Source organism: Hafnia sp. (assembly GCF_036648275.1).
Taxonomy (GTDB): domain Bacteria; phylum Pseudomonadota; class Gammaproteobacteria; order Enterobacterales; family Enterobacteriaceae; genus Hafnia; species Hafnia alvei.
Genome location: NZ_JAVXIQ010000017.1, coordinates 1 through 24,266 on the forward strand (window position 1 = coordinate 1; position 24,266 = coordinate 24,266).

At 49.9% G+C, this 24,266-nt stretch carries 23 protein-coding genes; 10 read left to right on the forward strand and 13 right to left on the reverse strand.

The genetic code is table 11. The features are described 5' to 3' along the window. The coding region (locus tag RSC70_RS14500) for a hypothetical protein (protein ID WP_332542853.1) at positions 1–181 on the forward strand (181 nt) is incomplete at its 5' end. Positions 182–204: 23 nt separating this feature from the next. Here RSC70_RS14500 and RSC70_RS14505 read toward each other — a convergent pair. Together RSC70_RS14505 and RSC70_RS14510 are read right to left on the reverse strand one after the other, a co-directional pair. After that, positions 205–870, reverse strand: a complete 666-nt coding sequence (locus tag RSC70_RS14505) for a hypothetical protein (protein WP_234619053.1) — start codon at positions 868–870, stop codon at positions 205–207. Between the two features lie 295 nt (positions 871–1,165). Further along, positions 1,166–1,882 (reverse strand): winged helix-turn-helix domain-containing protein, encoded by a 717-nt coding sequence (locus tag RSC70_RS14510; RefSeq protein WP_130971599.1) that lies wholly within the window; start codon positions 1,880–1,882, stop codon positions 1,166–1,168. 466 nt (positions 1,883–2,348) lie between these two features. On the opposite strand from RSC70_RS14510, the gene pgaA reads away from it, so the two are divergent. From pgaA to RSC70_RS14530, 4 genes are read left to right on the forward strand one after another with little or no spacing between them, the layout of a single operon-like run. Then, the gene (gene pgaA / locus RSC70_RS14515; protein WP_332542854.1) at positions 2,349–4,283 is read left to right on the forward strand and encodes a poly-beta-1,6 N-acetyl-D-glucosamine export porin PgaA; all 1,935 of its coding nucleotides are present in this window, start codon (positions 2,349–2,351) and stop codon (positions 4,281–4,283) included. Then, positions 4,280–6,382, forward strand: a complete 2,103-nt coding sequence (gene pgaB / locus RSC70_RS14520; RefSeq protein ID WP_332542855.1) for a poly-beta-1,6-N-acetyl-D-glucosamine N-deacetylase PgaB — start codon at positions 4,280–4,282, stop codon at positions 6,380–6,382. The genes pgaA and pgaB overlap by 4 nt, the downstream gene beginning before the upstream one ends. Beyond that, positions 6,379–7,680, forward strand: coding sequence for a poly-beta-1,6-N-acetyl-D-glucosamine synthase (pgaC, locus tag RSC70_RS14525; protein ID WP_130998826.1), 1,302 nt, complete (start codon positions 6,379–6,381; stop codon positions 7,678–7,680). Before pgaB ends, pgaC begins: the two co-directional genes overlap by 4 nt. Next, complete coding sequence (locus RSC70_RS14530) at positions 7,637–8,041, forward strand: 7 transmembrane receptor (protein ID WP_130998825.1); 405 nt, start codon at positions 7,637–7,639, stop codon at positions 8,039–8,041. Before pgaC ends, RSC70_RS14530 begins: the two co-directional genes overlap by 44 nt. A 186-nt stretch (positions 8,042–8,227) precedes the next feature. On the opposite strand, the gene RSC70_RS14535 is transcribed toward RSC70_RS14530, so the two are convergent. From RSC70_RS14535 to zipA, 3 genes are all read right to left on the reverse strand, one after another. Beyond that, positions 8,228–8,449 (reverse strand): DUF3820 family protein, encoded by a 222-nt coding sequence (locus RSC70_RS14535; protein ID WP_025800774.1) that lies wholly within the window; start codon positions 8,447–8,449, stop codon positions 8,228–8,230. 86 nt (positions 8,450–8,535) lie between these two features. Next, positions 8,536–10,572, reverse strand: a complete 2,037-nt coding sequence (gene ligA, locus RSC70_RS14540) for an NAD-dependent DNA ligase LigA (RefSeq protein WP_332542857.1) — start codon at positions 10,570–10,572, stop codon at positions 8,536–8,538. A 78-nt stretch (positions 10,573–10,650) separates the two neighbouring features. Continuing rightward, entirely contained in the window at positions 10,651–11,670 is a 1,020-nt protein-coding gene (gene zipA, locus RSC70_RS14545) for a cell division protein ZipA (protein WP_332542858.1), read from the reverse strand. 231 nt (positions 11,671–11,901) lie between these two features. Between zipA and cysZ the strand changes: the two genes are divergently transcribed. The 5 genes from cysZ (at position 11,902) to crr (ending at position 16,826) form a co-directional block, all read left to right on the forward strand. Then, complete coding sequence (gene cysZ / locus RSC70_RS14550) at positions 11,902–12,687, forward strand: sulfate transporter CysZ (protein ID WP_332542860.1); 786 nt, start codon at positions 11,902–11,904, stop codon at positions 12,685–12,687. 192 nt (positions 12,688–12,879) lie between these two features. After that, a complete protein-coding gene (gene cysK / locus RSC70_RS14555; protein ID WP_332542861.1) occupies positions 12,880–13,848 on the forward strand; it encodes a cysteine synthase A in 969 nt (322 codons plus the stop codon). 386 nt (positions 13,849–14,234) lie between these two features. Continuing rightward, entirely contained in the window at positions 14,235–14,492 is a 258-nt protein-coding gene (gene ptsH, locus RSC70_RS14560; protein WP_002441228.1) for a phosphocarrier protein Hpr, read from the forward strand. Between the two features lie 50 nt (positions 14,493–14,542). Then, a complete protein-coding gene (ptsI, locus tag RSC70_RS14565) occupies positions 14,543–16,270 on the forward strand; it encodes a phosphoenolpyruvate-protein phosphotransferase PtsI (protein ID WP_332542862.1) in 1,728 nt (575 codons plus the stop codon). 46 nt (positions 16,271–16,316) lie between these two features. Then, entirely contained in the window at positions 16,317–16,826 is a 510-nt protein-coding gene (crr, locus tag RSC70_RS14570; protein ID WP_025800768.1) for a PTS glucose transporter subunit IIA, read from the forward strand. A 103-nt stretch (positions 16,827–16,929) separates the two neighbouring features. Here crr and cysM read toward each other — a convergent pair whose 3' ends face one another. The 8 genes from cysM to RSC70_RS14610 form a co-directional block, all read right to left on the reverse strand. After that, on the reverse strand, positions 16,930–17,814 hold the full coding sequence (gene cysM, locus RSC70_RS14575; RefSeq protein ID WP_332542864.1) for a cysteine synthase CysM: 885 nt from the start codon (positions 17,812–17,814) through the stop codon (positions 16,930–16,932). Positions 17,815–17,930: 116 nt separating this feature from the next. After that, positions 17,931–19,025, reverse strand: coding sequence for a sulfate/thiosulfate ABC transporter ATP-binding protein CysA (gene cysA / locus RSC70_RS14580; RefSeq protein ID WP_130998823.1), 1,095 nt, complete (start codon positions 19,023–19,025; stop codon positions 17,931–17,933). After that, on the reverse strand, positions 19,022–19,900 hold the full coding sequence (gene cysW / locus RSC70_RS14585) for a sulfate/thiosulfate ABC transporter permease CysW (protein ID WP_332542865.1): 879 nt from the start codon (positions 19,898–19,900) through the stop codon (positions 19,022–19,024). Before cysW ends, cysA begins: the two co-directional genes overlap by 4 nt. Further along, on the reverse strand, positions 19,900–20,739 hold the full coding sequence (cysT, locus tag RSC70_RS14590) for a sulfate/thiosulfate ABC transporter permease CysT (RefSeq protein ID WP_046360551.1): 840 nt from the start codon (positions 20,737–20,739) through the stop codon (positions 19,900–19,902). The genes cysW and cysT overlap by 1 nt, the downstream gene beginning before the upstream one ends. Continuing rightward, positions 20,739–21,743: a sulfate ABC transporter substrate-binding protein gene (locus tag RSC70_RS14595; RefSeq protein ID WP_025800763.1), complete on the reverse strand. Its 1,005-nt coding sequence runs from the start codon at positions 21,741–21,743 to the stop codon at positions 20,739–20,741. The genes cysT and RSC70_RS14595 overlap by 1 nt, the downstream gene beginning before the upstream one ends. Positions 21,744–21,963: 220 nt before the next feature. After that, positions 21,964–22,863, reverse strand: a complete 900-nt coding sequence (locus RSC70_RS14600; RefSeq protein ID WP_040045760.1) for a Dyp-type peroxidase — start codon at positions 22,861–22,863, stop codon at positions 21,964–21,966. Between the two features lie 203 nt (positions 22,864–23,066). Beyond that, entirely contained in the window at positions 23,067–23,651 is a 585-nt protein-coding gene (locus tag RSC70_RS14605) for an RpoE-regulated lipoprotein (protein ID WP_332542867.1), read from the reverse strand. A 128-nt stretch (positions 23,652–23,779) separates the two neighbouring features. Further along, positions 23,780–24,247, reverse strand: coding sequence for a DUF2919 domain-containing protein (locus RSC70_RS14610; protein WP_332542868.1), 468 nt, complete (start codon positions 24,245–24,247; stop codon positions 23,780–23,782). Between the last annotated feature and the right edge of the window lie 19 nt (positions 24,248–24,266).

Below are 24,266 nucleotides of genomic sequence, written 5' to 3' on the forward strand. Positions count from 1 at the left end.
GTTGACTTTTAATCAATTGGTCGCAGGTTCGAATCCCGCACGACCCACCATTTCAGATAAAACATTAAGCGCCGAGAGGCGTTTTTTTGTTTTTATACTCCGCATAAAATTCGTGTGGGATGAGAACCTGCCGCAGGTTCGAGTCGAACGAAGAAACCTATCCCCTCCCCATCTTTCCTAAATTCTCCGTTTCATAGCTTCATATCACCAGATCCATACCATCACCCCCAACAAAACGAGAATTCCTACAAACATAACCCAGCCTGAAGAGCGTGCAGGCGTGCGCATTCCCGTAGGCAACCAATCTTGCGGGATAATGCCAAACAGCGGCTTAGGATCGATGACTGAGGTTATTTTGTTATCAGACTCATCAGGCTTCACATTCACAACCGGATTTTGCGCGGCCACGGCCAAATAGTTCTCCAACGGAGAACGTACCACATCAGAGGTTTGAGACGCTGGAGCAAGATTTCCTAATGCTTTATCCAATACTTGATTGACCTGTATCGCATGCTGGATTTCACTTTTACTCATTAATGCTTTGGCCGTATCACCAATAACAACCGGTTGATTGCTTTGCATAACCGTCGTTGCGCGCGCAGCGGTTGCCACGTCCGGACGCGCATTTTGCACCTGAGTTGCTGGCGGCGTATTTTTTGCGCCAGAGGCAAGCTGGCTGAGCAGCGTGCGTTCCTGCTGTAACGCGGTTAATGTTCGAATCAGCGTCTCACGCTGCTGAGGCGATATATCTTTACGCTCAAGCAAGTTAAGAAGCTGATCGATTTTAACCGACAGCATCTCCGCGGTGAGTTTTTCTCCTCGCAGAGTAGGTAAGGCGTCAGACCGTGCATTCACCGGAGGTATATTCATTATGCCTGCTTGAGCTTTTCTACGTTGAGATTCTCTACGTTGAGCTTTTCTAGGGTTTGTTTAGACCTCGAAGAAGTCTCCCGAGACGATTTTACAACAACCATCGCACTGCTTTATATACATATACGGCAAAATGTGGACATAACTTTAATCATATTCTCTGTCATTAAATTTAATTTCACTCAGGGAAATAAAAATATAACTTTTCATCCACTTTGAAAGTGTAATTTCACATATATTGGGATGAATCTTATTGCAAAGAAATAAACAAATAACATCACTTACATAATAATAGCTACCTTGAAGAAGTATTAGATTCGGGTAATTCAACCTTGGTACAGACTAAAGCAAATTGCGATTCATCATGCCATGAATACTTGCAAACAAATCTATAATTATCATAGAGCAGCGTACTATCTTTGCCAGAAGCCACGGTGGAGATTAATGAATTAGACATTTCATCACGCTCTTTGATTTTTGTCAGTAAAGGAAATGAAGGGGCAACGCCATGCCAAACCACGCCACAAATAAAACAGATCATGCCAATAGCCAGCTTCATTCCCCAGCGTTTTACTCTTTGATTTTCATTAATAACTGGCAGAATATTTTGTACATTTTCCCTTTTACCCTCATAGTGAGATTGTGTGTTTAATTGCTTATCTTCACCGCTACTATCCTGAATTATCGGCTCATGATTAACCGCCGGTTCTAAGGAAAAGAGCTCGGGATGCTCTATTTGATACCCCATCCTAGGTATAGTTTGTATCAGTGTGAAATCTTTATCTCCTAGTTTGCGCCGTATTGATTTCATTGTTTGGTTGATCGTTGCATCTGCGCTGTACGTCCCACTCCACACGTGTGAAATGATTTCACGCCGCGTCACACATAACGGCGCGCGCTCCAAAAGCAGGCATAGCATCTGATATTCTTTGCTACGTAACGTGTGTTCCTCACCATCAACGGTAACAATTTTGTGTGTTATCGTACTGATGGTTATTTTCCCTTGTGCCATATAAAGCTCCCGAAAACCCCTCGCATTTTCAATATCTATACATGCAAGATAATTCCTATTTCTGATGAAGGAAATTTTGTGATTATTTTATTGAAGTCACCATATAAAAATAAAACCACATCACTGACCATTCTCATTAAAGCATTCAGATTTCCATTATTATTTTACGCAGATAACGTTTTATAACAAGAGAGCAAATGGTCGCTAAACATTAACATCACATGATTATACTTTTTTTCACTCTACTATTAATTCATTGCATGGAATCATTACATCCATTCCCTCGTTATAGAACAATTAGCTACAGACAAAGTTTAGAGAATATTCCTAAATGAGCATTTTCGTTACTTACCCAATTCACTTACCTAAGATTTTATTTATCTATAAATAGCTTAATGATGAAGTGCTTACTTTATTTCTGCCTCCATCGCACCGTTATCCAGTAACAACCGAAAAGGTGTCGTTTGTGATTTATTTAAGACCTCGTTGGGAATACACGATGTTTGCAGCCTATCTCATATTAACGCCTTCCCTGTGTACAGCCGACACGGAAGAAATATCGGCAGGCACATTGATGTCATTAGGCGCGCCGACTCTCGCTTGGGAAAAGATCTCCATGGCCCAATCCCATGAAAATGCATTACAAGCAGCCACGATTGCTCAACACCGGCTCAGCCTTTTACTACGCTGGGGCATAGATGAAAGCAGAAACGATAACGGTTCCTTGCGTCTTGCTCCATTAAACAAGGCATTAGTTGAAGAACAACGATTTTTGACCACGCTTGGGCAGCCAAACAGCGCCAATCGCGTGCAGCAACAGGTTCTCGGCGATCAAATAGTCACACTTAGCGCAAAAGGTGACGCAAAAAACGCGATCATTCGCGCCCATCAGCTAGAACAACTCGCTCCCCTTCCTGCCTATGTGAGCGCAGCACGTGGCGACGCATATATGCAGTTAGAGCAGCCAGAAAACGCCGTAGCCAGCTATGAATATGCGTTGGCGCATGCAGCACCAGGGGAAATTGAGCCGATCCCCACGCAGGAAATGCTGTTTTATGCCCTTTTAGACTGCGGGCGCTATGAGCAAGCCGAAGCTTTACTGGCAAAATTAGAACCCGATACACCACAGTGGGTCAGACTCAGTGCCGCACCAGGGCTGGTGAATCAGGATTACGCCACGGTAAAAAAAATGCGCGCGCAGTACACGCTGTATAGTGGAAATGTCACACTGGGCCAGCGTCAGATAGACTCGTTGGTCCATACGGCCCCCATGAATGATGACCTAGTAACTACTCAGGCTCAGGCTTATTTGCTGCGCGATTTACCCACGCGTGCTGCACAAACCTATCGAATCGCCTTAAATCAAGCACCAGACAGCCTTGAGGCTCGCGCTGGCCTAGCCCAAGCGTCACTTGCCCGACGAGACTTTGCCCTTAGCCAAGAGATCTATCAGCAAGTCTCTCAAGGGTTTGAAGACGACAATTCTATTGCTCAATTCGTGGATAATTATCGCTATGAGCAGCTGCCTTATTTCACCACCGATACCAGTGGCGGTCGCGGTAACGGCACGCTCAGTGATTATGATTGGCAAATCGATAGCCAACTTTATTCGTCACCGATTAATAAGAATTGGCGGCTGTTTGCGCACCAATTTACTGGTCAAGGGAAAACTGAAGAAGGTACAGCAAAACGGATACGTAACGGCGCGGGCGTCGATTTTCGTGCCACTGAGTGGCTCGGTTCGATGGAAATCAACCGCAGCAATGGCAATGCGGCGAAAACAGGTCTAGCGGCGCAGGTTAGCTACCTTCCTTCAGACCATTGGCAGTTCGACCTAGGCTACGATAACAGCAGCAATGAACTTGCGTGGAAAGCCTATGACAGCGGCATCAGCGCAAAGCAGACGAGCGCCGCGCTGCGCTATCAAACCGATAGCACCGCCTCCGCAGAACTGGCCTATCAAAACCAACGGCTGAGCGATGGAAACCTTAGCCAAACATGGCAAGCCTCAACCACCAAACTGTTGTGGACACGCCCACGCCAACAGCTAGAGGGCACACTAACGCTTTCCACCAGCAGCAATAGCTTGCCTGACGCGGAGTATTTCAGCCCTGAGCGCGACTATTCGGCAGGCGTAACTCTGCTACATCAGTGGACACCATGGCAATCAGCACGGCGTCACTTCACCCAGCGAACCTATCTCACCGCAGGCGAATACCAGCAGCGCCATTTTGGCTCAAGCCTATTTACTGAGCTGCGATTCGAGCACCAATGGGCGCTGAGTGCCCACTCAGAATTAATTTACGGTATTGGACTGAATAGCCATCGCTACGACGAATCACGCGAAAACCGGACTCTCTTTTATCTGTCACTGACTTTGCCTCTAGGAAGCACGCTATGACGTCTCTTTTTCGTTCAATCTTAATTTTTACTTTGAGCCTACTGTTGCTTCAAGGAGCATTTGCTGCCGAGCAGTCGTTACCGCCTATTGATATCCAGCCTCCTGCCGATCCCGACGATGGCCTTACTTTCCGCGTATTGGCTTTCCACGACGTGCGCGACGATCTGCGTGCCAGCTTTGCCACCTACCCTGATGCCACCGCCATTGATACGAAAACGCTGGCCTCTCTGTTTGCTTGGCTGAAGGAAAATAACTATCACATGGTCTCCGTCGATCAAATTTTTGCTGCACGCCAAGGCGGTAAAAAGCTGCCACCGCGTTCGGTGCTGTTAAGCTTCGACGACGGATATCGCAGTTTTTATACCCGTGTATTCCCGCTACTCAAAGCCTACGGCTATCCCGCTGTGCAGGCTTTGATCACCGATTGGGTCAATCACCCAGCTAATGAAAAAATAAAAATTAGCGCCACGGTAGAGTTGCCCGGTGATTATTTCCTGAATTGGAATGAAGTAGCCGAAATGCAGCGTTCTGGTTTAGTCGAATTTGCGTCTCATACCCACAATTTACACCGTGGAATATTAGCTAACCCACAGGGCAGCGAGTTTCCGGCGGCCACCGCATTACAGTATTTGGCAGATAAAAAGCGCTATGAAACCGAGGCCGAATATCAAACCAGAGTTAAAGAGGATTTGGCTCACAGTTCGCGGCTCATTCAGCAATATACCGGTCACGCCCCGCGAATTATGGTGTGGCCTTATGGCGCATACCATCAACCCGTGCAAGAAATTGCCCGTCAGCTTGGCATGCCTATCATGCTGACACTGGATTCTGGTTCAAATCCGCCCTCGCAGCCGCTTTCAAAAATCACCCGCATCCTGATCGGCTACGACACCACGACCAGCGTGCTCAAGCAGGAACTCAGAGCACCTGCCAACTACAACGGCGATATCTATCCGGTTGAACGCGTGGTTCAGGTCGATTTAGATTATGTTTATGACGCCGATCCTCAGCAGCAGGATAAGAATTTATCTTGCCTGTTAGATCGCATCAAAGATCTTGCCCCAACCACCATTTACCTACAGGCCTTTGCCGATCCCGACGGCAGCGGTCTCGTCAAAGAAGTTTATTTTCCCAACAGCGTATTACCGATGCGCGCCGACCTATTCAGCCGCGTCTCATGGCAATTACAAACTCGCACCGGCGTGAACGTATTCGCGTGGATGCCGGTACTTAGCATCGCGCTGCCCAAGGATAATCCGGCAGCGAATAAGTGGATCACCTCAACCCACAGCGGCACACAGCCCAGCACGTTTCCCTATCCTCGCCTCAGTCCTTTTGAGCCTGATGTACGAGCGACAATCACTCAGCTATATCACGATCTCTCACGCTACACGCCGTTTCAGGGCGTTCTATTTCATGACGATGCCGCACTGAGCGACGACGAAGACACTCGCCCTGCGGCCTTAGCCCAATACCAAGCGTGGGGATTACCGAGCGATGTCGATAAGATTCGCGCCAATCCTGCGTTATTACGTAGGTGGGCAGATAAAAAAATCGATTTTCTGATTAACTTCACCCATCAATTGGCTAGCGAAGTGCAGAAAAATCAGTTTGCCTCCGCGACGCAAATGACTGCTCGTAATATTTACGCCCAGCCCGTTATGGATCCTCAGGCTGAGCAGTGGTACGCGCAAAGCCTGCCTAAATTCTTGGCAAACTATGATTACACCGCGCTGATGGCGATGCCCTTTATGGAATCGGCCACCATGCCCGATCGCTGGCTCACCGAACTGTATGAAAAAGTGGCCGCTCAACCATTAGGCATTCAAAAAACCATTTTTGAACTCCAAAGTTACGATTGGGCGAAAAAGCGCCCCGTCAGCAACGACGTTTTGCTACACCAACTGACGTTGCTGCGCGCGCTCGGCGCCCGTCATCTGGGCTATTACCCAGACGACTTCATCACCAACCAGCCGGATATCGAAGTGATCCGCCCGCTCATGTCGGCGCAAAGCAACGTTATCGAGCGGAAACCGTTACCTAAATGCGATAGCCGCATGGTGCGCGAAAAGCCTAAGCAGTGGAGCAATCAACAATGAACCACTTTTTGAGCACCGATATTCCGACGCTGCTGTTTGGTTTTGTCTTCTACTACCCGTTCTTTATGGCTTGGCTATGGATGCTCGGAGGGCTGATCTATTTTGTCGTCTACGAACGCCATGATGATTTCACCCATCCTGATTTCACGCTGGCAGAAACGCCGCGCATTTCCATTATCGTGCCCTGCTATAACGAAGAGCCTAACGTGCGCGAAGTGATCGCTCATCTGCAAAATCTGAATTACCCCAACTATGAAGTGCTCGCCGTTAACGATGGCAGCCACGATCGCACCGGCGAAATCCTTAATGAACTGGTTGAGCAATATCCCAGCTTAATGGCCATTCATCAGGATAAAAACCAAGGCAAAGCCGTGGGTTTGAATACAGCGGCACAGTTAGCCACCGGCGATTTTATTCTTTGCATGGACGGCGACGCACTTCTTGATCCTAACGCGCTGCATTTTTTGGTCAGCCATTTTATTGATAACCCACACATGGCCGCAGTAACCGGAAATCCCCGCATCCGCAATCGCACTTCGTTACTTGGGCGCATGCAGGTAGGGGAATTCTCTTCCACGGTAGGACTTATCAAACGCTGTCAGCAGGTTTTTGGTCGGCTATTTACCGTATCCGGCGTTATCGCCCTATTTCGTAAAAGCGCGCTCGAGGAAGTGGGTTATTGGAGCGTCGATATGCTAACCGAAGACATTGATATCAGTTGGAAGCTACAGACTCACGGCTGGGAAATACGCTACGAACCGCGCGCACTCACATGGATATTAACGCCGGAAACATTGGTTGGGCTTTATCGCCAGCGGCTGCGCTGGTCCAAAGGCGGAGTACAAACCGTATTCAAATATTTTCCCGCCATGTTCACTCCGCGCAACCGCATGATGCTGCCTCTGTTTTGCGAATACGTGGTGAGTATTTTTTGGGCCTACTGCATGGCCTTTGCTTTTGTATTGATGTTTGCCGATTTCTTTTTCCCGCTGCCCATCAAGTGGCAAATCTCGGTCGTTCCGGTCTGGAATGGCATGGTGCTCGGTGTGACCTGTCTATTGCAGCTATTAGTCAGCTGTCTTATCGACCGACGCTATGACCGAGGGATTATGAAATGCTATCTCTGGACGATTTGGTATCCATTGATGTTTTGGTTAATCAACGTGGTAACCAGTCTGGTTGCCGTTCCGTCCGTACTGCTTCGCCGACAAGGCACACGAGCGGTATGGGTTAGTCCTGACAGGGGTATTCAACATGGAAAATCCGATCATCGAAATATCAGCAAAAAGCTTCCTTAACGCCTCTACGGTGAATAAGCGCCAGCGCATGCTGCTCTACATTTGGTTTGGTTTTGGGCAACCGTTATTGATTATCGGGGTATGGCTAGCGATTGTTTTTTTCCTTTATCGCTACATGCTTAACAGCCATGATTTACTGAGCAATCTAAACCGGCTGGGCGATTACAGCCTGATAATTATATCGATGGGGATCATTCTGGCGCTATGGTTTGCGCTGCGTTATCTATGGCGGGTATTGATGCTAATGCGCAAGCATGAGCTGCACCAACGCATGGAGGAAAGCCATCCCGAGCAGGCGCACCGAATTGTCAAAGTGATCCATGATGAAGCGGGCAACATCACGCATATTCAGCCGCAGTAAATAAGCATAAGGGCGGTATTTTACTTAATACAATTTACTTAAGCTCGATTTTAGGGGGAGCACACCGATGGGGTCGTAGCGGCGTAAGCCGCCGGAGCGCCCCGCGGTGTGGTAGACCCGTGTATCTCGATCTCTTAAACAAACGCATTACAGTATTTTACTGCCCTTAACGCCGCCGCACTGCGTTTAACTACGTTGACGCTTGAGCGGTTTAACTAAGCCTTCAAGACCTTCAATTTTGATAGCGAGGGTGATCTGCATCAGCTCACCCAGTTTTCCCTGCGGGAACTCATCCTTGCGGGCGAACCACAAAAGATACTCTTCCGGTAAATCAATCAATACGCGACCTTTGTACTTGCCAAACGGCATCACCATATTGGCAATTTCAATCAGGTTTTCTTTTTCCATTACATTTCTGTCCGTCATCTAGCTCCCCCCGATTGAGAGGAGCCGATCGCGTTTTTGTCATTGAACGTTATCGCAGCCAATACGCCTTACAGGCCTAACAGCCGGATCATCTCGGCTTCATCAATCACCGGAATACCCAGCTCTTGTGCCTTCGCCAGTTTAGAGCCTGCGGCTTCACCCGCGATAACCATATCGGTTTTCTTAGAAACGCTGCCGCTAACTTTGGCGCCCAACGCCGCCAGACGATCTTTCGCTTCATCACGCGGCATCAAGCTCAGCGATCCGGTCAGAACCACAGTTTTACCAGCAAACGGACTGTCGATCTCTTCAGCCACCACCACCTGCGGCGCAGGCCAGTTGATGCCAATCTCTGGGCTGATGAGTTCCTCGATCACTTTCTGGTTATGCTCTTCGCTTAGGAAGTGACGCACATGTTTCGCCACCACTTCACCCACGTCCTGCACCGCTTTCAACGCCTCAACGTCGGCCTCGCGCAAAGCGTCCAATGAGCCAAAGTGCGCAGCCAGATTCGCTGCGGTTGCTTCGCCCACTTCACGAATGCCCAGCGCATAAAGGAATCGAGCCAGCGTAGTCTCTTTAGATTTGTCTAACGCATTCACTAAATTCGTCGCCGACTTCGGCCCCATGCGATCAAGCCCAGTTAAAATACCGGCGCTCAGTCGATAAAGATCGGCTGGCGTTTTCACATACTCTTTTTCGACCAGTTGTTCGATGATCTTATCGCCCATGCCGTCAACGTCCATCGCACGACGGGAAACAAAATGCTTAAGCGACTCTTTACGCTGCGCACCGCAGATTAATCCACCGGTGCAGCGCGCCACGGCTTCGCCTTCCACACGCTCAACGTCGGAGCCACAGACCGGACAATGCAGCGGGAATACAATCTCCTGCGCATTTTCAGGGCGTTCAGCTTCCACCACGCCCACCACCTGCGGAATAACGTCACCGGCGCGGCGCACAATCACGGTATCGCCGATACGCAGACCCAGACGATCGATTTCATCGGCGTTATGCAGCGTCGCATTACTCACGATAACACCGGCAACCAGCACCGGTTCTAGACGTGCCACAGGGGTAATTGCCCCTGTGCGCCCAACCTGAAACTCAACGCCGTTTACCGTGGTCATCTGCTCTTGCGCGAGGAATTTAAACGCCGTGGCCCAACGAGGTGCACGCGCGACAAAGCCAAGCTGTTCTTGGATCGCGATGCTATCAACTTTAATCACCACGCCATCGATATCAAAACCTAGCGTGGGTCGATCCTGCTCAACCTGACGGTAAAATTCCAAGACCTCTTCACTACCGGTGCACAGTTTCACGCGATCGCTAACCGGCAAGCCCCACGCTTTAAACTGCTGCAAACGCCCATAATGGCTAGCTGGCAGCTCACCGCCGTCCATCAGCCCCACGCCATAGCAGAAGAACGTCAGCGGACGTTTAGCGGTGATGCGAGGATCGAGCTGACGCAGTGATCCCGCGGCGGCGTTACGCGGGTTGGCAAAAACTTTGCCGTCTTTACGGCGCGCTTCTTCGTTCATAGCTTCAAAACCGGCGAGCGGCATGAACACTTCGCCGCGCACTTCAACGCGACGTGGAATATTATCGCCCTGCAAACGTAGAGGGATCGCGCGGATCGTTTTTACGTTGGCCGTAATATCTTCACCGGTCGTACCATCACCGCGAGTGGCTCCGCGAACCAATACGCCATCTTCATACAGAAGGCTAACGGCTAAACCATCCAGTTTAAGCTCACAGCAAAAAGTTAATGGCTCTGCGGTTTTTAAACGATCGTGGACACGCTTATCGAAGGCCAAATAACTCTCATCGTCAAAGACGTTATCCAAAGAAAGCATCGGCACTTCATGGCGAACCTGAGTGAACGCCGAGAGCGGAGCCGCCCCCACGCGCTGGGTCGGTGAATCAGGCGTGATAAGTTCAGGGTGCTGTTCTTCTAGCGCACGCAGCTCGCGCATCAGGCGATCGTATTCGGCGTCTGGAACTTCAGGGGCATCAAGTACGTGATACTGATACTCATGATGGCGCAACGCGGCTCTAAGCTGTTCGAGTTGTTGTTGGAGTTGGGGTCCAGTCGTTGAGGTCATAATCCACCATGATTGATTAATGATAAAAAACCCCCGATATACGGGGGTTTCATTTTATTCGATTCTATCGCCGTTGCGCTATTTCGCGGTGTTATCCAAAACTTCACGGATACGCGCTTTGTAAATCTCTAGCTTCTGCGGCGTCATCATACGGCGCTCATCATCCAGCACCACACCACCGACATCATCAGCGATTCGCTGTGCAGATTGCAGCATCAGCTTAAAGTTCTGATTTGCATCACCATAAGAAGGCACCATCATAAAGAAGGAGATCCCCGGCGTGGTGAAATCAGACATATTGTCAGGATCGAAGTTACCCGGCTTAACCATATTCGCCATGCTAAATAGCACAGGGCCACTGCCCGCTGGGTTCAGATGACGATGGAAAATATTCATCGCACCGAACTGGAAGCCCGACTGCAACACGCTTTGCAGCAGCACTTCACCGCCAATCACGCTACCGTGATGCGCAGCAACATGCAGCACTAACACAGTTTCGGTAATTTTCTCAGGCTCAGGCGCAACTTCAGGTACAGCCTGCGGCGCTTCTTCCTCGTATTCATCATCATAAGACGATGTTACGTGAGGAGCTTCAGGCTCATTCTCTTCTTCAGCGTAATGCGCGGGCTGCTGCTTCGGCTGAATAACAGGCTCGGCGGGCTGAGAATGACGAACCGGCTTACTCGGACGACGGTAATCATCTTCATCATCTTCACCGAACAAGGCATCACCCAATAACGGATCGCTATGTTCACGCTGTTCTGGAACGACAGAGCTTGGTTGCGCTGCAGGGCGTGAAGGTGCGCGAGCCGTATCCAATGGATCCGGACGTTCATCCTGTGACGCGCTGAACTGACCAAATGCGGGCTCAACAGGTTTCTGCACCGGGTTGCTAGAACGCTGCACCCGAACTTCGCCCACGCCTTCATCTAGATCAGCCAGAGGCTGTTCGTCACGCTGTTTCTTGGTTTTTTTTGCTGGACGATCGCGAAATAGCGAAGAACGTTCTTTACGACTGGTCCACAAGCCGTGCAGTAACAACGCTATAATGGCGACCGCACCAACAACAATTAATATCAGACGCAAATCCTGCATCATCGCAATCTCTGTTGTTTTAATACTATTGCCATAATGGCAAACCCTTAACGCATAACTCTATTTGGCTGTTGGTACAAGTGCAAGTCTGGACTGAAATTTACCTTAAGAAAGATGACTTTTCGCACTTTTTTGCTGATTTTTCGGTCGATTCTGAACTGGAAAGCGATTTAATTCATAGTTATGATAGCTGAGATTTTTTTTATTATAACTAACACAGCTAAAAGAGCAGTTATGAAAAACACCCCTATCGGGTCAAATGAAAGAAATATCCCAACAAAAACCAATGGCGTTCACTACTTTTCTGAAGGTTGGCGTTTAGTTCGCCTGCCGGGAATTAAACGTTATGTGGTTATGCCATTGTTGGTGAACATCGTTTTAATGGGCTTAGCGTTCTGGTGGCTATTCAATCAGCTAGGCGCTTGGATCCCAAGTTTGATGAGCCACGTTCCTGACTGGCTACAGTGGCTTAGTTATTTACTCTGGCCGCTGGCCGTTATATCGATCGTTTTGGTCTTCAGCTATCTATTCAGCACCATCGCCAACTGGATAGCCGCGCCGTTTAACGGCCTGCTGGCTGAACAGTTAGAAGGCGTATTAACCGGTAAACCACTGCCGGATACGGGCATTTGGAGCGTGGTCAAAGACGTGCCGAGAATCATGGCGCGTGAATGGAAAAAGCTGGCCTACTATCTGCCACGCGCCATCGTCTTGCTGATTTTGTATTTTATTCCAGGCGTGGGTCAAACCGTTGCACCTGTGCTGTGGTTCCTATTCAGCGCATGGATGATGTCTATTCAGTACTGCGATTACCCGTTTGATAACCACAAAGTGAGCTTCCCTGACATGCGCAACGCTCTGCGCCGCAATAAAGTCGATAACCTACAGTTTGGCGCATTGACCAGCCTGTTTACCATGATCCCTATTTTAAATCTGGTGATCATGCCGGTTGCTGTCTGTGGCGCGACTGCCATGTGGGTTGATCGTTACCGCGCAGAATATTCACACATCCAGCCATAACCACCGCTCGCACTTCCCTTACTAGAGCAGCTCCGGCTGCTCTAGTTAATTCTTGTCTCACCTAAACTTCCGCTTCATGAAACCTAATCGCATATTGAAATAAGCATATATGATTTCTTTACTTCCCAACGGGTTGTATTCGCGTATGCTCAATTAATGTTCCCTGTATTTCATAGAGTTAAAGGACGTGCTATGAGCAAGATTTTTGAAGACAACTCCCTGACAATCGGTCATTCGCCGCTTGTTCGTCTGAATCGTATCGGCAATGGTCGTATTTTGGCGAAAGTGGAATCTCGTAACCCAAGCTTTAGCGTTAAAGACCGCATCGGCGCCAATATGATCTGGGATGCCGAAAAACGTGGCATTTTAAAACCGGGCATTGAGTTGGTTGAGCCAACCAGCGGTAACACAGGTATTGCATTGGCCTTTGTGGCCGCCGCGCGGGGTTACAAGCTAACGCTCACCATGCCAGAAACCATGAGCCTTGAACGCCGCAAACTGCTCAAAGCCTTAGGCGCTAATCTGGTACTGACCGAAGGTGCCAAAGGCATGAAAGGCGCCATTGCCAAAGCCGAAGAAATTGTGACCAGCGATCCAAAACGCTTCGTGCTGCTCCAGCAGTTTAGCAACCCCGCTAACCCAGAAATTCATGAAAAAACCACCGGCCCAGAGATTTGGGAAGACACCGATGGTCAAGTCGATGTGCTGATTTCTGGCGTCGGCACCGGCGGTACTTTAACCGGCACCAGCCGTTACCTGAAAAATACCAAAGGTAAAAAAGTCATCACCGTTGCCGTTGAACCTGAAAGCTCACCGGTTATCACTCAGGCGCTGGCCGGAGAAGAAATCAAACCTGGTCCGCATAAAATTCAAGGCATCGGCGCTGGTTTCATTCCAGAAAACCTCGATTTAAATCTGGTTGACCGCGTGGCGCTGGTTGGCAACGACGAAGCCATTGCGATGGCTCGCCGTCTGATGGAAGAAGAAGGCATCTTGGCTGGGATATCTTCCGGTGCAGCAGTTGTTGCAGCCGAAAAACTTGCTAACGATCCAGACTTTACTGACAAAACAATTGTGGTTATTCTGCCTTCCTCGGGTGAACGCTATTTAAGCACGGCATTGTTCGCAGATCTGTTCACAGAACAAGAATTGCAACAGTGATGCTGATGTTCTAATCATGCTAAAAAAGCACCCAAATGGGTGCTTTTTTGTGGCGCAGTTCAAAGTTTTTACCTGCCCAAACTTGCTTTTCCTGCCCGGGTCTAGTATTTAACCAAGCAATTATTTTGAAGCGCGAAATAAAGCGGAGTGTTGCGTCAAGTCAGCTGAATCGATTTACTGATTTGTCCTGAGCATCACGATAGCGGCATAATACGGAAGTTATTAGCGAACGTATTCACGATAGTTTCTATCTTGAACACATTTTCTACAACGCTCAGGCTGCTACTGCTCCACGAGTTAGGCGCTAACTGAAAACAGGCTGAAGTTCAGTATTTAAGCTAAACTTTAGCCCCACAACATTAATTCAAAAATAGTTGGGGAAACCTATGTTCCAGCAAGAAGTTACGATTACCGCTCCGAATGGTCTGCACACCCGCCCTGCTGCTCAGTTCGTTAAAGAAGCAAAAGGCTTCACTTCTGACATCACCGTGACCTCTAACGGTAAAAGCGCAAGCGCTAAGAGCCTGTTTAAACTGCAGACTCTGGGTCTGACCCAAGGCACCGTAGTGACTATCGCCGCTGAAGGTGAAGATGAGCAGAAAGCCGTTGAACATTTGGTAAAACTGATGGCAGAACTTGAGTAATCCTCAAGTCCAATCCGTTTAGTTTAACCAGTCAACAGTAAGGTAGGGTTATGATTTCAGGTATCTTAGTATCGCCGGGCATTGCTTTTGGTAAGGCACTCTTACTGAAAGAAGATGAGATTATCATCAACCGGAAAAAAATCGCTGCTGAAGAAGTGGAGCAGGAGATCGCTCGTTTTAAATCTGGTCGTGATAAAGCATCTGTACAGCTTGAAGCAATCAGAGTGAAAGCAAGCGAGACCTTTGGCGAAGAGAAAGCCGCCATCTTCGAAGGCCACATCATGTTGTTGGAAGACGAAGAGCTTGAGCAGGAAATCATAGCCCTCATTAAAGACAGCAAAATGACCGCGGACGCTGCGGCTCACGAAGTTGTCGAAGGTCAAGCGAAGGCTCTGGAAGAGCTGGACGACGAATACCTGAAAGAGCGTGCGGCTGACGTACGTGATATCGGTAAACGTCTGCTGATGAACATTCTCGGCATGACCATCGTTGATTTAAGCGCAATCCAGGACGAAGTTATTCTGGTTGCCACCGACCTGACTCCGTCAGAAACCGCACAGCTGAACCTGAACAAGGTTCTCGGCTTCATCACCGATCTGGGCGGCCGTACTTCCCACACCTCTATCATGGCGCGTTCTCTGGAACTGCCAGCGATTGTGGGCACCTCTGACGTGACCAAACAAGTCAAAAACGGCGATTTCCTGATCCTCGACGCCGTTAACAACAAAATCTACGTCAACCCGACGGCAGAAATCGTTGAAGAATTGAAAGCGGTACAGAACCAGTACGTGTCTGAAAAGAACGAGCTGGTGAAACTGAAAGATCTGCCAGCTATCACGCTGGACGGACATCAGGTTGAAGTCTGTGCCAACATCGGTACCGTGCGCGATATCGCCGGTGCTGAACGTAACGGCGCTGAAGGCGTTGGTTTATACCGTACTGAATTCCTGTTCATGGATCGCGATGCGTTCCCAACAGAAGAAGAACAGTTCCAGGCTTATAAAGCCGTAGCTGAAGGTATGGGATCTCAGGCAGTCATCGTACGTACGATGGACATCGGCGGCGACAAAGACCTGCCGTACATGGACCTGCCAAAAGAAGAAAACCCATTCCTGGGCTGGCGTGCAATTCGTATCTGTTTAGATCGTAAAGAGATTCTGCATGCTCAGCTGCGCGCTATCCTGCGTGCTTCTGCATTCGGCAAACTGCGCATCATGTTCCCAATGGTTATTTCCGTTGAGGAAGTGCGTGAGCTGAAAGCTGAATTAGAAATGCTGAAAACCCAGCTGCGCGAAGAAGGTAAAGCCTTCGACGAAACCATTGAAGTCGGCGTTATGGTTGAAACTCCAGCAGCTGCAACCATCGCTCGTCATTTAGCGAAGGAAGTTGACTTCTTTAGTATTGGGACAAATGACTTAACCCAGTATACTCTAGCGGTAGATCGCGGAAACGAGCTGATTTCTCATCTCTACAACCCTATGTCTCCGTCAGTGTTGACCCTAATCAAACAGGTCATTGACGCGTCTCACGCGGAAGGTAAGTGGACCGGTATGTGCGGCGAGCTTGCTGGTGATGAACGTGCTACACTGCTTCTTTTGGGCATGGGGCTGGATGAGTTCAGCATGAGTTCTATCTCTATCCCTCGCATCAAAAAAATCATTCGTAATTCGAATTTTGAAGATGTGAAGGCACTGGCAGATGAAGCTCTGAACCAGCCAACGGCAGAAGATTTAATGAACGTGGTCAACAAGTTCATTGAAGAAAAAACTCTCTGCTGATTCATGCGCTGGGCGCCGCCCAACATTACTTGCTTAGGAGAAGATCATGGGTTTGTTTGATAAACTGAAATCGCTGGTTTCAGACGACAAAAAAGACACTAGCAGCATTGAGATTTTTGCTCCGCTGTCTGGTGAAATTGTCAACATTGAAGATGTGCCGGACGTTGTATTTGCAGAGAAGATTGTTGGTGATGGTATTGCTATCAAACCAACAGGCAACAAAATGGTTGCACCCGTTGATGGCACCATTGGCAAAATCTTTGAAACAAACCATGCATTCTCAATCGAGTCAGACAGCGGCATTGAGCTGTTCGTCCACTTCGGTATCGACACCGTTGAACTGAAAGGCGAAGGCTTCAAACGCATCGCTGAAGAAGGCCAGCGCGTTAAGAAAGGCGACGTTGTGATCGAATTCGATCTGGCGTTGCTGGAAGAAAAAGCCAAGTCGACCCTGACTCCGGTTGTTATCTCTAACATGGACGAAATCAAAGAGCTGACTAAGCTTTCTGGTACCGTTGTTGTTGGCGAAACCCCAGTGATTCGCATTAAAAAATAATGTGATATAGCATGAAAAAACGGAGCCTAAGGCTCCGTTTTTTATTGGCTGCGCGCGGAAATTTAATCCTCGCCAGCAAACAGCATGAGCAATTCAACGCATATTATTCGTTGAACACGCCGGTCGATAAATAACGGTCGCCTCGATCACAAATGATCGCCACCACTGTGCTTCCCGGATTCTCCTGCGCCACACGCAGCGCCCCAGCAACGGCACCACCGGAACTCACACCGCAAAACAGCCCTTCTTCACGCGCCAAGCGTTTCATGGTTTCTTCCGCCAGCTGCTGTGACATATCCATCACCTCATCCACTAGTTCTGGGCGATAAATTCCCGGCAGATATTCCTGCGGCCAACGGCGGATCCCCGGAATGCTTGAGCCTTCAGAGGGCTGTAGACCGACAATCTTCACCGTATCGCTCTGCTGCTTTAAGAAACGACCAACGCCGGTTATCGTGCCCGTGGTGCCCATACTCGACACGAAATGCGTCACCTTGCCCTGCGTCTGTTGCCAAATCTCCGGCCCGGTGGTGGTGAAATGCGCCAGCGGATTATCCGCATTATTAAACTGATCGAGGATTACCCCTTCGCCACGATCGGCCATTTGTTGGGCGAGATCGCGAGCGCCCTCAATGCCCTGTTCACGGCTGACTAAAATCAGCTCCGCACCGTATGCACGCATGGAAGCCTGACGCTCTTGGCTCATATTTTCCGGCATCAGCAATTTCATGCGGTAACCTTTCAGCGCCGCGATCATGGCTAATGCAATACCGGTATTGCCGCTGGTTGCCTCAATCAGGGTATCGCCTGGTTTAATCTCGCCACGCAGTTCAGCCTGCTGAATCATCGACAGCGCTGCGCGATCCTTAACCGAGCCAGCCGGATTATTGCCTTCCAGTTTGACCCAGACCTCACTCCCCGTACACACAGCCATGCGCTGCAGCTGCACTAAAGGCGTGTTTCCAATACAAGATTCCAGAGAACTCACGAGCGGTTACCTATTTAGCCAAAAAGATGAGAAGTTTAGTGTAATGCAAAAGCGGAGATGTTGAAGAGGCACAATCTAAATCCCCCGCCCTTCGAAGAAAAGAACGGGGAAAGGATCTAAGCACTTTTAGCCAGCGCTACCGGCTGCAAGGGCGTATCGCCCGCATACAAGCGCGCATTCAGACCACCTACAAAATATCGACCGCCGCGTTTAGGTGCCTGTGTACCATTGCCTTCCAGCATCACCACGCTGATTGGTTCAGGATGCCAGCCCTGCGGCTGCACGGTAAGCTGCCAATAGTGTCCGCGTGGACTCACTTCCAAGACCTGAACGGGTAACGGACAGCGCGCATTGGCCTGCAAGCTGACCTCCATTTCCCACGGACGCAGGAACATATCGACTTTGCCTTGATGCAACGGCGAAAAGGCCAAAGGCCAATGGTGTTCGCCGATGTAAATCTGCGAGCCACGAATTTCGCCATCGACTTTATTCACTTCGCCCAAGAACTCCAGCACAAACCGGCTAGCGGGTTCACGCCACACGTCGTCAGGAGAGCCAATTTGCTCGATATTCCCTTGGCTCATCACCACGATCTGATCCGCCACTTCCATGGCTTCTTCCTGATCGTGAGTCACGAACACGCTGGTGAACTTCAGCTCTTCATGCAGCTGGCGTAACCAGCGGCGCAGCTCTTTACGCACCTGTGCATCCAGTGCGCCAAAAGGCTCATCCAACAGCAAAATTTCAGGCTCAACGGCTAACGCGCGTGCCAGAGCAACACGTTGCTTTTGTCCACCGGAGAGCTGGGAAGGAAAACGATCGGCCAGATGGGCAAGCTGAACCATTTCCAGCAACTGTTCCACTTTCTGTTTAATCGCCGCCGCTGACGGACGCTCGCGACGCGGCAGCACCGTTAAGCCAAAAGCTACGTTATCGAACACGCTCATATGGCGAAACAGGGCGTAATGCTGGAAGACAAAGCCCACGCGGCGATCGCGCGCATGCAGGCGACTCACGTCATTACCGTTGAAGCTGAGCTGTCCGCCGCTCTGCCCTTCTAAACCGGCGATAATTCGCAACAACGTGGTTTTACCCGATCCGGATGGGCCAAGCAGCGCCACCATCTGGCCAGACGGAATGGTCAGAGAAATGTCGTTCAGAACTTTGGTGCGGCCAAAGTATTTGTTGACCTGTTTAATTTCAATGCTCATTTCACGTCCTCCTGCGCAGCGTGAACCACCTGACGGTTCAAACGCCATTGCAGCATATTTTTCAAGAACAACGTTACAATCGCCATCAGCGTTAACAGCGCGGCGGCGGTAAACGCCCCGGCGGTGTTGTAATCCTGATGCAGCAATTCAACCTGTAGCGGCAGCGTGTAAGTTTCACCACGTATCGAACCGGAAACCACCGACACCGCACCAAATTCACCAATCGCACGCGCGTTAGTCAGCACCACGCCATATAACAGTGCCCAACGGATATTCGGCAGCGTCACGCGACGAAACATCTGCCAGCCAGAAGCACCCAGCAGCACCGCCGCTTCATCTTCGTGGCTCCCTTGGCTCATCATCACCGGCACCAGCTCGCGAACCACAAACGGGCAGGTCACAAATACCGTGACTAACACCATGCCCGGCCACGAGAACATCAGTTGAATATCATGCGCATCCAACCAACCGCCCAACGGGCCGTTCGAACCGTAAAACAGTAAATAGAGCAGCCCCGCCACCACCGGCGAAACCGCAAAAGGAATATCAATCAGCGTTAGCAGCAGCTGGCGCCCAGGGAACACAAAACGCGTGCATAGCCATGCCAGCAACGTACCAAACACCAGATTGACCGGAACCGTAATCAACGCCACCAGCACCGTGAGCCAAATCGCATGCAGCATGTCGGGATCGCTAAGGTTCTTCCACACCACGCCAGCGCCTTCAGAAAACGCCAAAGCAAAGATTGAAATCATCGGCACCAGCAACAACAGCACCGAAAGTAGCACGCCACTGCCGATCAAAAACCATTTCAGCCAGTCGATCTTAGGGCGCAGTTGTTGGCTGTTGCCCTGCCATGCAGATAAGTCAGCCATTAATGCCCCCCAATACGTTTGCCAAAGCGGCTTTGCAACGTATTAATGCTAAACAGCAGCAGCAACGATGCCGCCAAGATCACCGAGGCAATCGCACTCGCCGCTGGATAATCAAATTCTTGCAGACGGATAAAAATCATCAGCGACGTCACTTCCGTCTTCCATGCAATATTGCCCGCAATGAAAATCACCGCGCCAAACTCACCGAGACTACGGGTGAACGACAGCGCGGTTCCCGCTAACAGCGCAGGGGCAACTTCGGGAAACACCACTTTGCGGAAGCTCTGCCAGCGTGAAGCGCCTAGCGTCTGCGCGGCCTCTTCATACTCAGGCCCGAGTTCTTCCAGCACGGGCTGCACGGTGCGCACCACAAACGGAATACTGGTAAACGCCATCGCGACGGCAATGCCTAACCACGTGAAAGCGACTTTGATATCAATCATCGCCAGCCATTGTCCATACCAACCCGTAGTCGAAAACAGTCCCGCCAGCGTTAGCCCTGCTACCGCCGTTGGCAAAGCAAACGGCAGATCCATCAGCCCATCCAGCAGGGTTTTCCCAGGAAACTCATAACGCGTTAGGATCCATGCCATCAGCATGCCAAATATCGCGTTGAATATGCTGGCAACACCCGCCGCCAGCAATGTCACTTTATAGGCGGCCACCACCTGTGGATTGGTGATCACGTCCCAATACTGCTGCCACGTCATCTGCGCGAGCTGCATGACCAGCGCGCTTAACGGCAACAACAAAATTAAACAGGTATACAGCAGGCTACTGCCCAGACTCAGGGTAAAGCCGGGCAAAACCCTTTTAGGTGCAGCGCGAGACAACAACATTACCGGTGCCCTTCTGCTAACAGTTGGTCAAGCTCACCGCCGGTGGCGAAATGCGTTTGCATCACCTTCGGCCAGCTACCAAACTGATCTTCAACTCGGAACAGCTTGGTTTCAGGGAACTGCCCTTTGGCCGCAGCCATCGCCTGTTTGTCATACACGCGGTAGTTAAAGCTGGTGATAATTTTTTGTGCCTCTGGCGAATAGAGGTAGTTCAAATAAGCCTTGGCGGCTTTTTCGGTGCCGTTGCGCTCAACGTTTTTATCCACCCACGCAACAGGGAATTCAGCCAGAATATCGACCGGAGGAACGATCACCTCATAGCCCGCGTCACCGTACTGTTTTTGAATGTTTTTCACTTCAGATTCAAAGCTAATCAGTACGTCGCCCAAATTACGTTCTACAAACGTCGTCGTGGCACCACGTCCGCCAGTATCAAAAACTTCTACGTTGCCAAGAAAGCGTTTCATCCACTCACGGCTTTTAGCCTGATCGCCACCATCGCTTAAATTCGCCGCGCCCCATGCGGCAAGATAGGTATAACGCCCGTTGCCCGAGGTTTTTGGATTAGGGAAGATCAGTTTCACATCGCTGCGCACCAGATCGTTCCAATCATGGATCTGCTTCGGGTTTCCCTTACGCACTAAGAACGCCATGGTGGAATAGAACGGTGAACTGTTATTCGGCAGGCGAGCCTGCCAGTCTGCGGGGATCAGATTGCCGCGATCGTGCAGGATCTGCACGTCTGTCACCTGATTGTAGGTTACGACATCCGCACGCAGCCCCTGCAAGATGGCCAAAGCCTGTTTAGACGAACCCGCATGAGACTGCTTGATGGTCAGCGCAGGGTTTCCCTCTTTCTGCCATTGGGTTTCAAAGGCCGGGTTGAGCGCGGTAAACAGCTCGCGAGAAACATCATAAGAGCTATTCAGCAGTTCAGCCGCCGACGCTCCGCCAGAAATCAGCAACGTCGCCAGCGTCCATCCTTTGAGCTTATTCAGTTTCATCGTTCACCTTCAGTCAGTCTGTGAAAACGACCACGCATGTCGTCTTTATGACTGTTAGTGTATTTATAACTGGAGGCTAACCTGTAACGGTTTTATATATCGTTTGGGACTCAGAAAGCATCAAATGCTATAAGGCATTTTAGAATGGCGGTATGAGGGAGAACTTGAAGGAGCATGTGAGGGAAATAACCGCCCACGGAAGCAGGCGGTTTGGTCTGGATTACAGCGACATCAAGCGATCTAACGACGGCGCAAAGTAGTAGCTACCGGTTACCGCTTTGCTGAAGCGCAACAGCTGATCGCGCTTGCCGTCTAAGTCACCAAACATGCTTAGCAGCTGTTTTTCGATATTGTGCAAACGGCCACAATACGCGATAAACATCAGACCATGTGCGCCGCTTGCGGTGCCATATGGCAGGCTTTGACGCAAAATTTTCAGGCCTTTGCCATCTTCGCTCAGGTCAACACGGCTAACGTGTGAGGTATCTGGGCGTGATTCTGGATCGAGCTCTTCGCTGTCGTGCTTAGTACGACCGATAATCTGCTCTTGTTGCTCAGTGCTGAAACGACCCCATTGCTTAAGGTTGTGCTCCCAGCGCTGCACAAATACGTAGCTACCGCCTGCATCGGCGTCGTCATTGCCAATCACGCCCACGATAGGACGCTGCTCGTCTTTCGGGTTTTCGGTGCCGTCAATAAAGCCACTCAAATCGCGTTCTTCAACCCAGCGGAAACCGTGCACTTCTTCTTCAACATGAATGCTGTTACCAAAGGCAGCCAGCGCGGCCTGAGCTAAAGAGAAGTTAATATCATGGCGTAAAGACTGAATGTGGATCAGCAGGTCACGCTGCGTTGCCGGAGCCAAACCTTTGCCAAGTGGGGTAAAAGGTTTGAGATCTGGAGCGCCAACGCCTGCGGAAAGATCGCGCCAAACATCGTTACCGAAAGCGATAACCGCGCCTAAACGTTCCTGAGGATATTGCGCTTGCAGTTCTTCCAAGCTTTTGACGAAAGTTTTGCATCCTTGACGCACTGCATCAAGATCGCCTTGCACCATAGCTTCAATAAAAATACCAAAACGACAATGCTCTAATAAAATACCGCTTTGTGGCTGAGACATTAAACGTCATCTCCCTTTTTGACTGATTTGCCGCGCTTAAAGCGCGATTTAATTGCGCGTAGTTTACGCTATGCCGAGGGAGTTGCCTTGCTAAAAAGCAAGAATTCAGAACAAAAAAGAGGTATTTAGTGATGAAAAGCGCCGGTCTTAAACACTAAAATCGGCGCTTTCAAAAGGCAGGCTGTCATGTAGAACGAAAGAATTTAGATCGCGTTGGCGTGCCAAACAATCTGCGTAATCTTCCAATTTTTCAGCGTATCGTCAGACGGCATTAAGCCTTCTGGCCCATGCCATTCACCGCTGAAAAGATAGCTCACGTGGCGGCTCTCTTTCGCTACGCATTCAACGTCATTGGCGTTATCGCCCTGACCTTTCTGGCATACACCATAGGCTTTTTGATAAAGATCGCTAAACGGCGTGCCTATTTTTACGCCCCATGCCGTTTTAATCGCATCGCTCTCAACGTTAACGCGTTTCACGGTGCCTTTGTCATCGCCGCTGATGGTCATCACCAGCGTGTCGCCGTCCAGCGCTTGATAAAACGAGGTGACGGTTCCGTTACGTGTTCCCATACCAGAACGCAGGCGATAATCATCATCCAGCGCCTTATTGATAGCGGCTTCGTTTAGCGGCGTACTGGCATTGATACCTGCAACGCCCATATCGCTCACTTCTACCGAGCTACCAAACCAGTTTAGCGGCGACAAGCTGGACCATGACATATGACTCATCGTAGAGCAGCCCGTTAATAACAGCGGAACCACCAACAACAGAGGACGAAAATTCATGCGAATGCTCCTTGGTATCGAGTCGTGGTCTGCACGCCCGAAAAAGTTTATCTGGCTGGTTGGAGTACACATCGAAGAAAAAGTGCCGAAAACTTTTTCCTAATTTCACCTTAACGCGTCATTCACGCCTAGGCCTCGGGTTTAAATGATTCGCTGATCTTGAAGCTATCAATCAGACGGGAGTTAAACAGCAAATAGGCTACCGCCAGCAAATCCAACAACAGAATGACTAAAGAGAGCAGAGTGACGTCATTGCTGTTGGTCCAAAAAGGTACGGCTTGTAGTCCCATTTGTGCCAGCGTGGTGAGAATTAATACCCAACGCCAACTTTTCCAAAGGCCTTTCCATAAATGACGGCGACCGCTCAATAAAAAGCCCAAAGCCGCTGGAAGACCGACAAGCATTCCGCTCCAAAACAGCCCACGGTCCGGATAAAACAGCGCCAACAGGTCGGCACCTTGCTGGCGCGACGAGCCCGCCACCACAAACAAAAACCAGGTTTTAGCCTGTAATATCAAAACCAGCCAAAATGCCCACGGTAAGCGCAACATGCCGTGGGCATTAAAATCATCGGGAGAATAGGTGCGATGGAGCATAGCCACTCATAGGAAATAA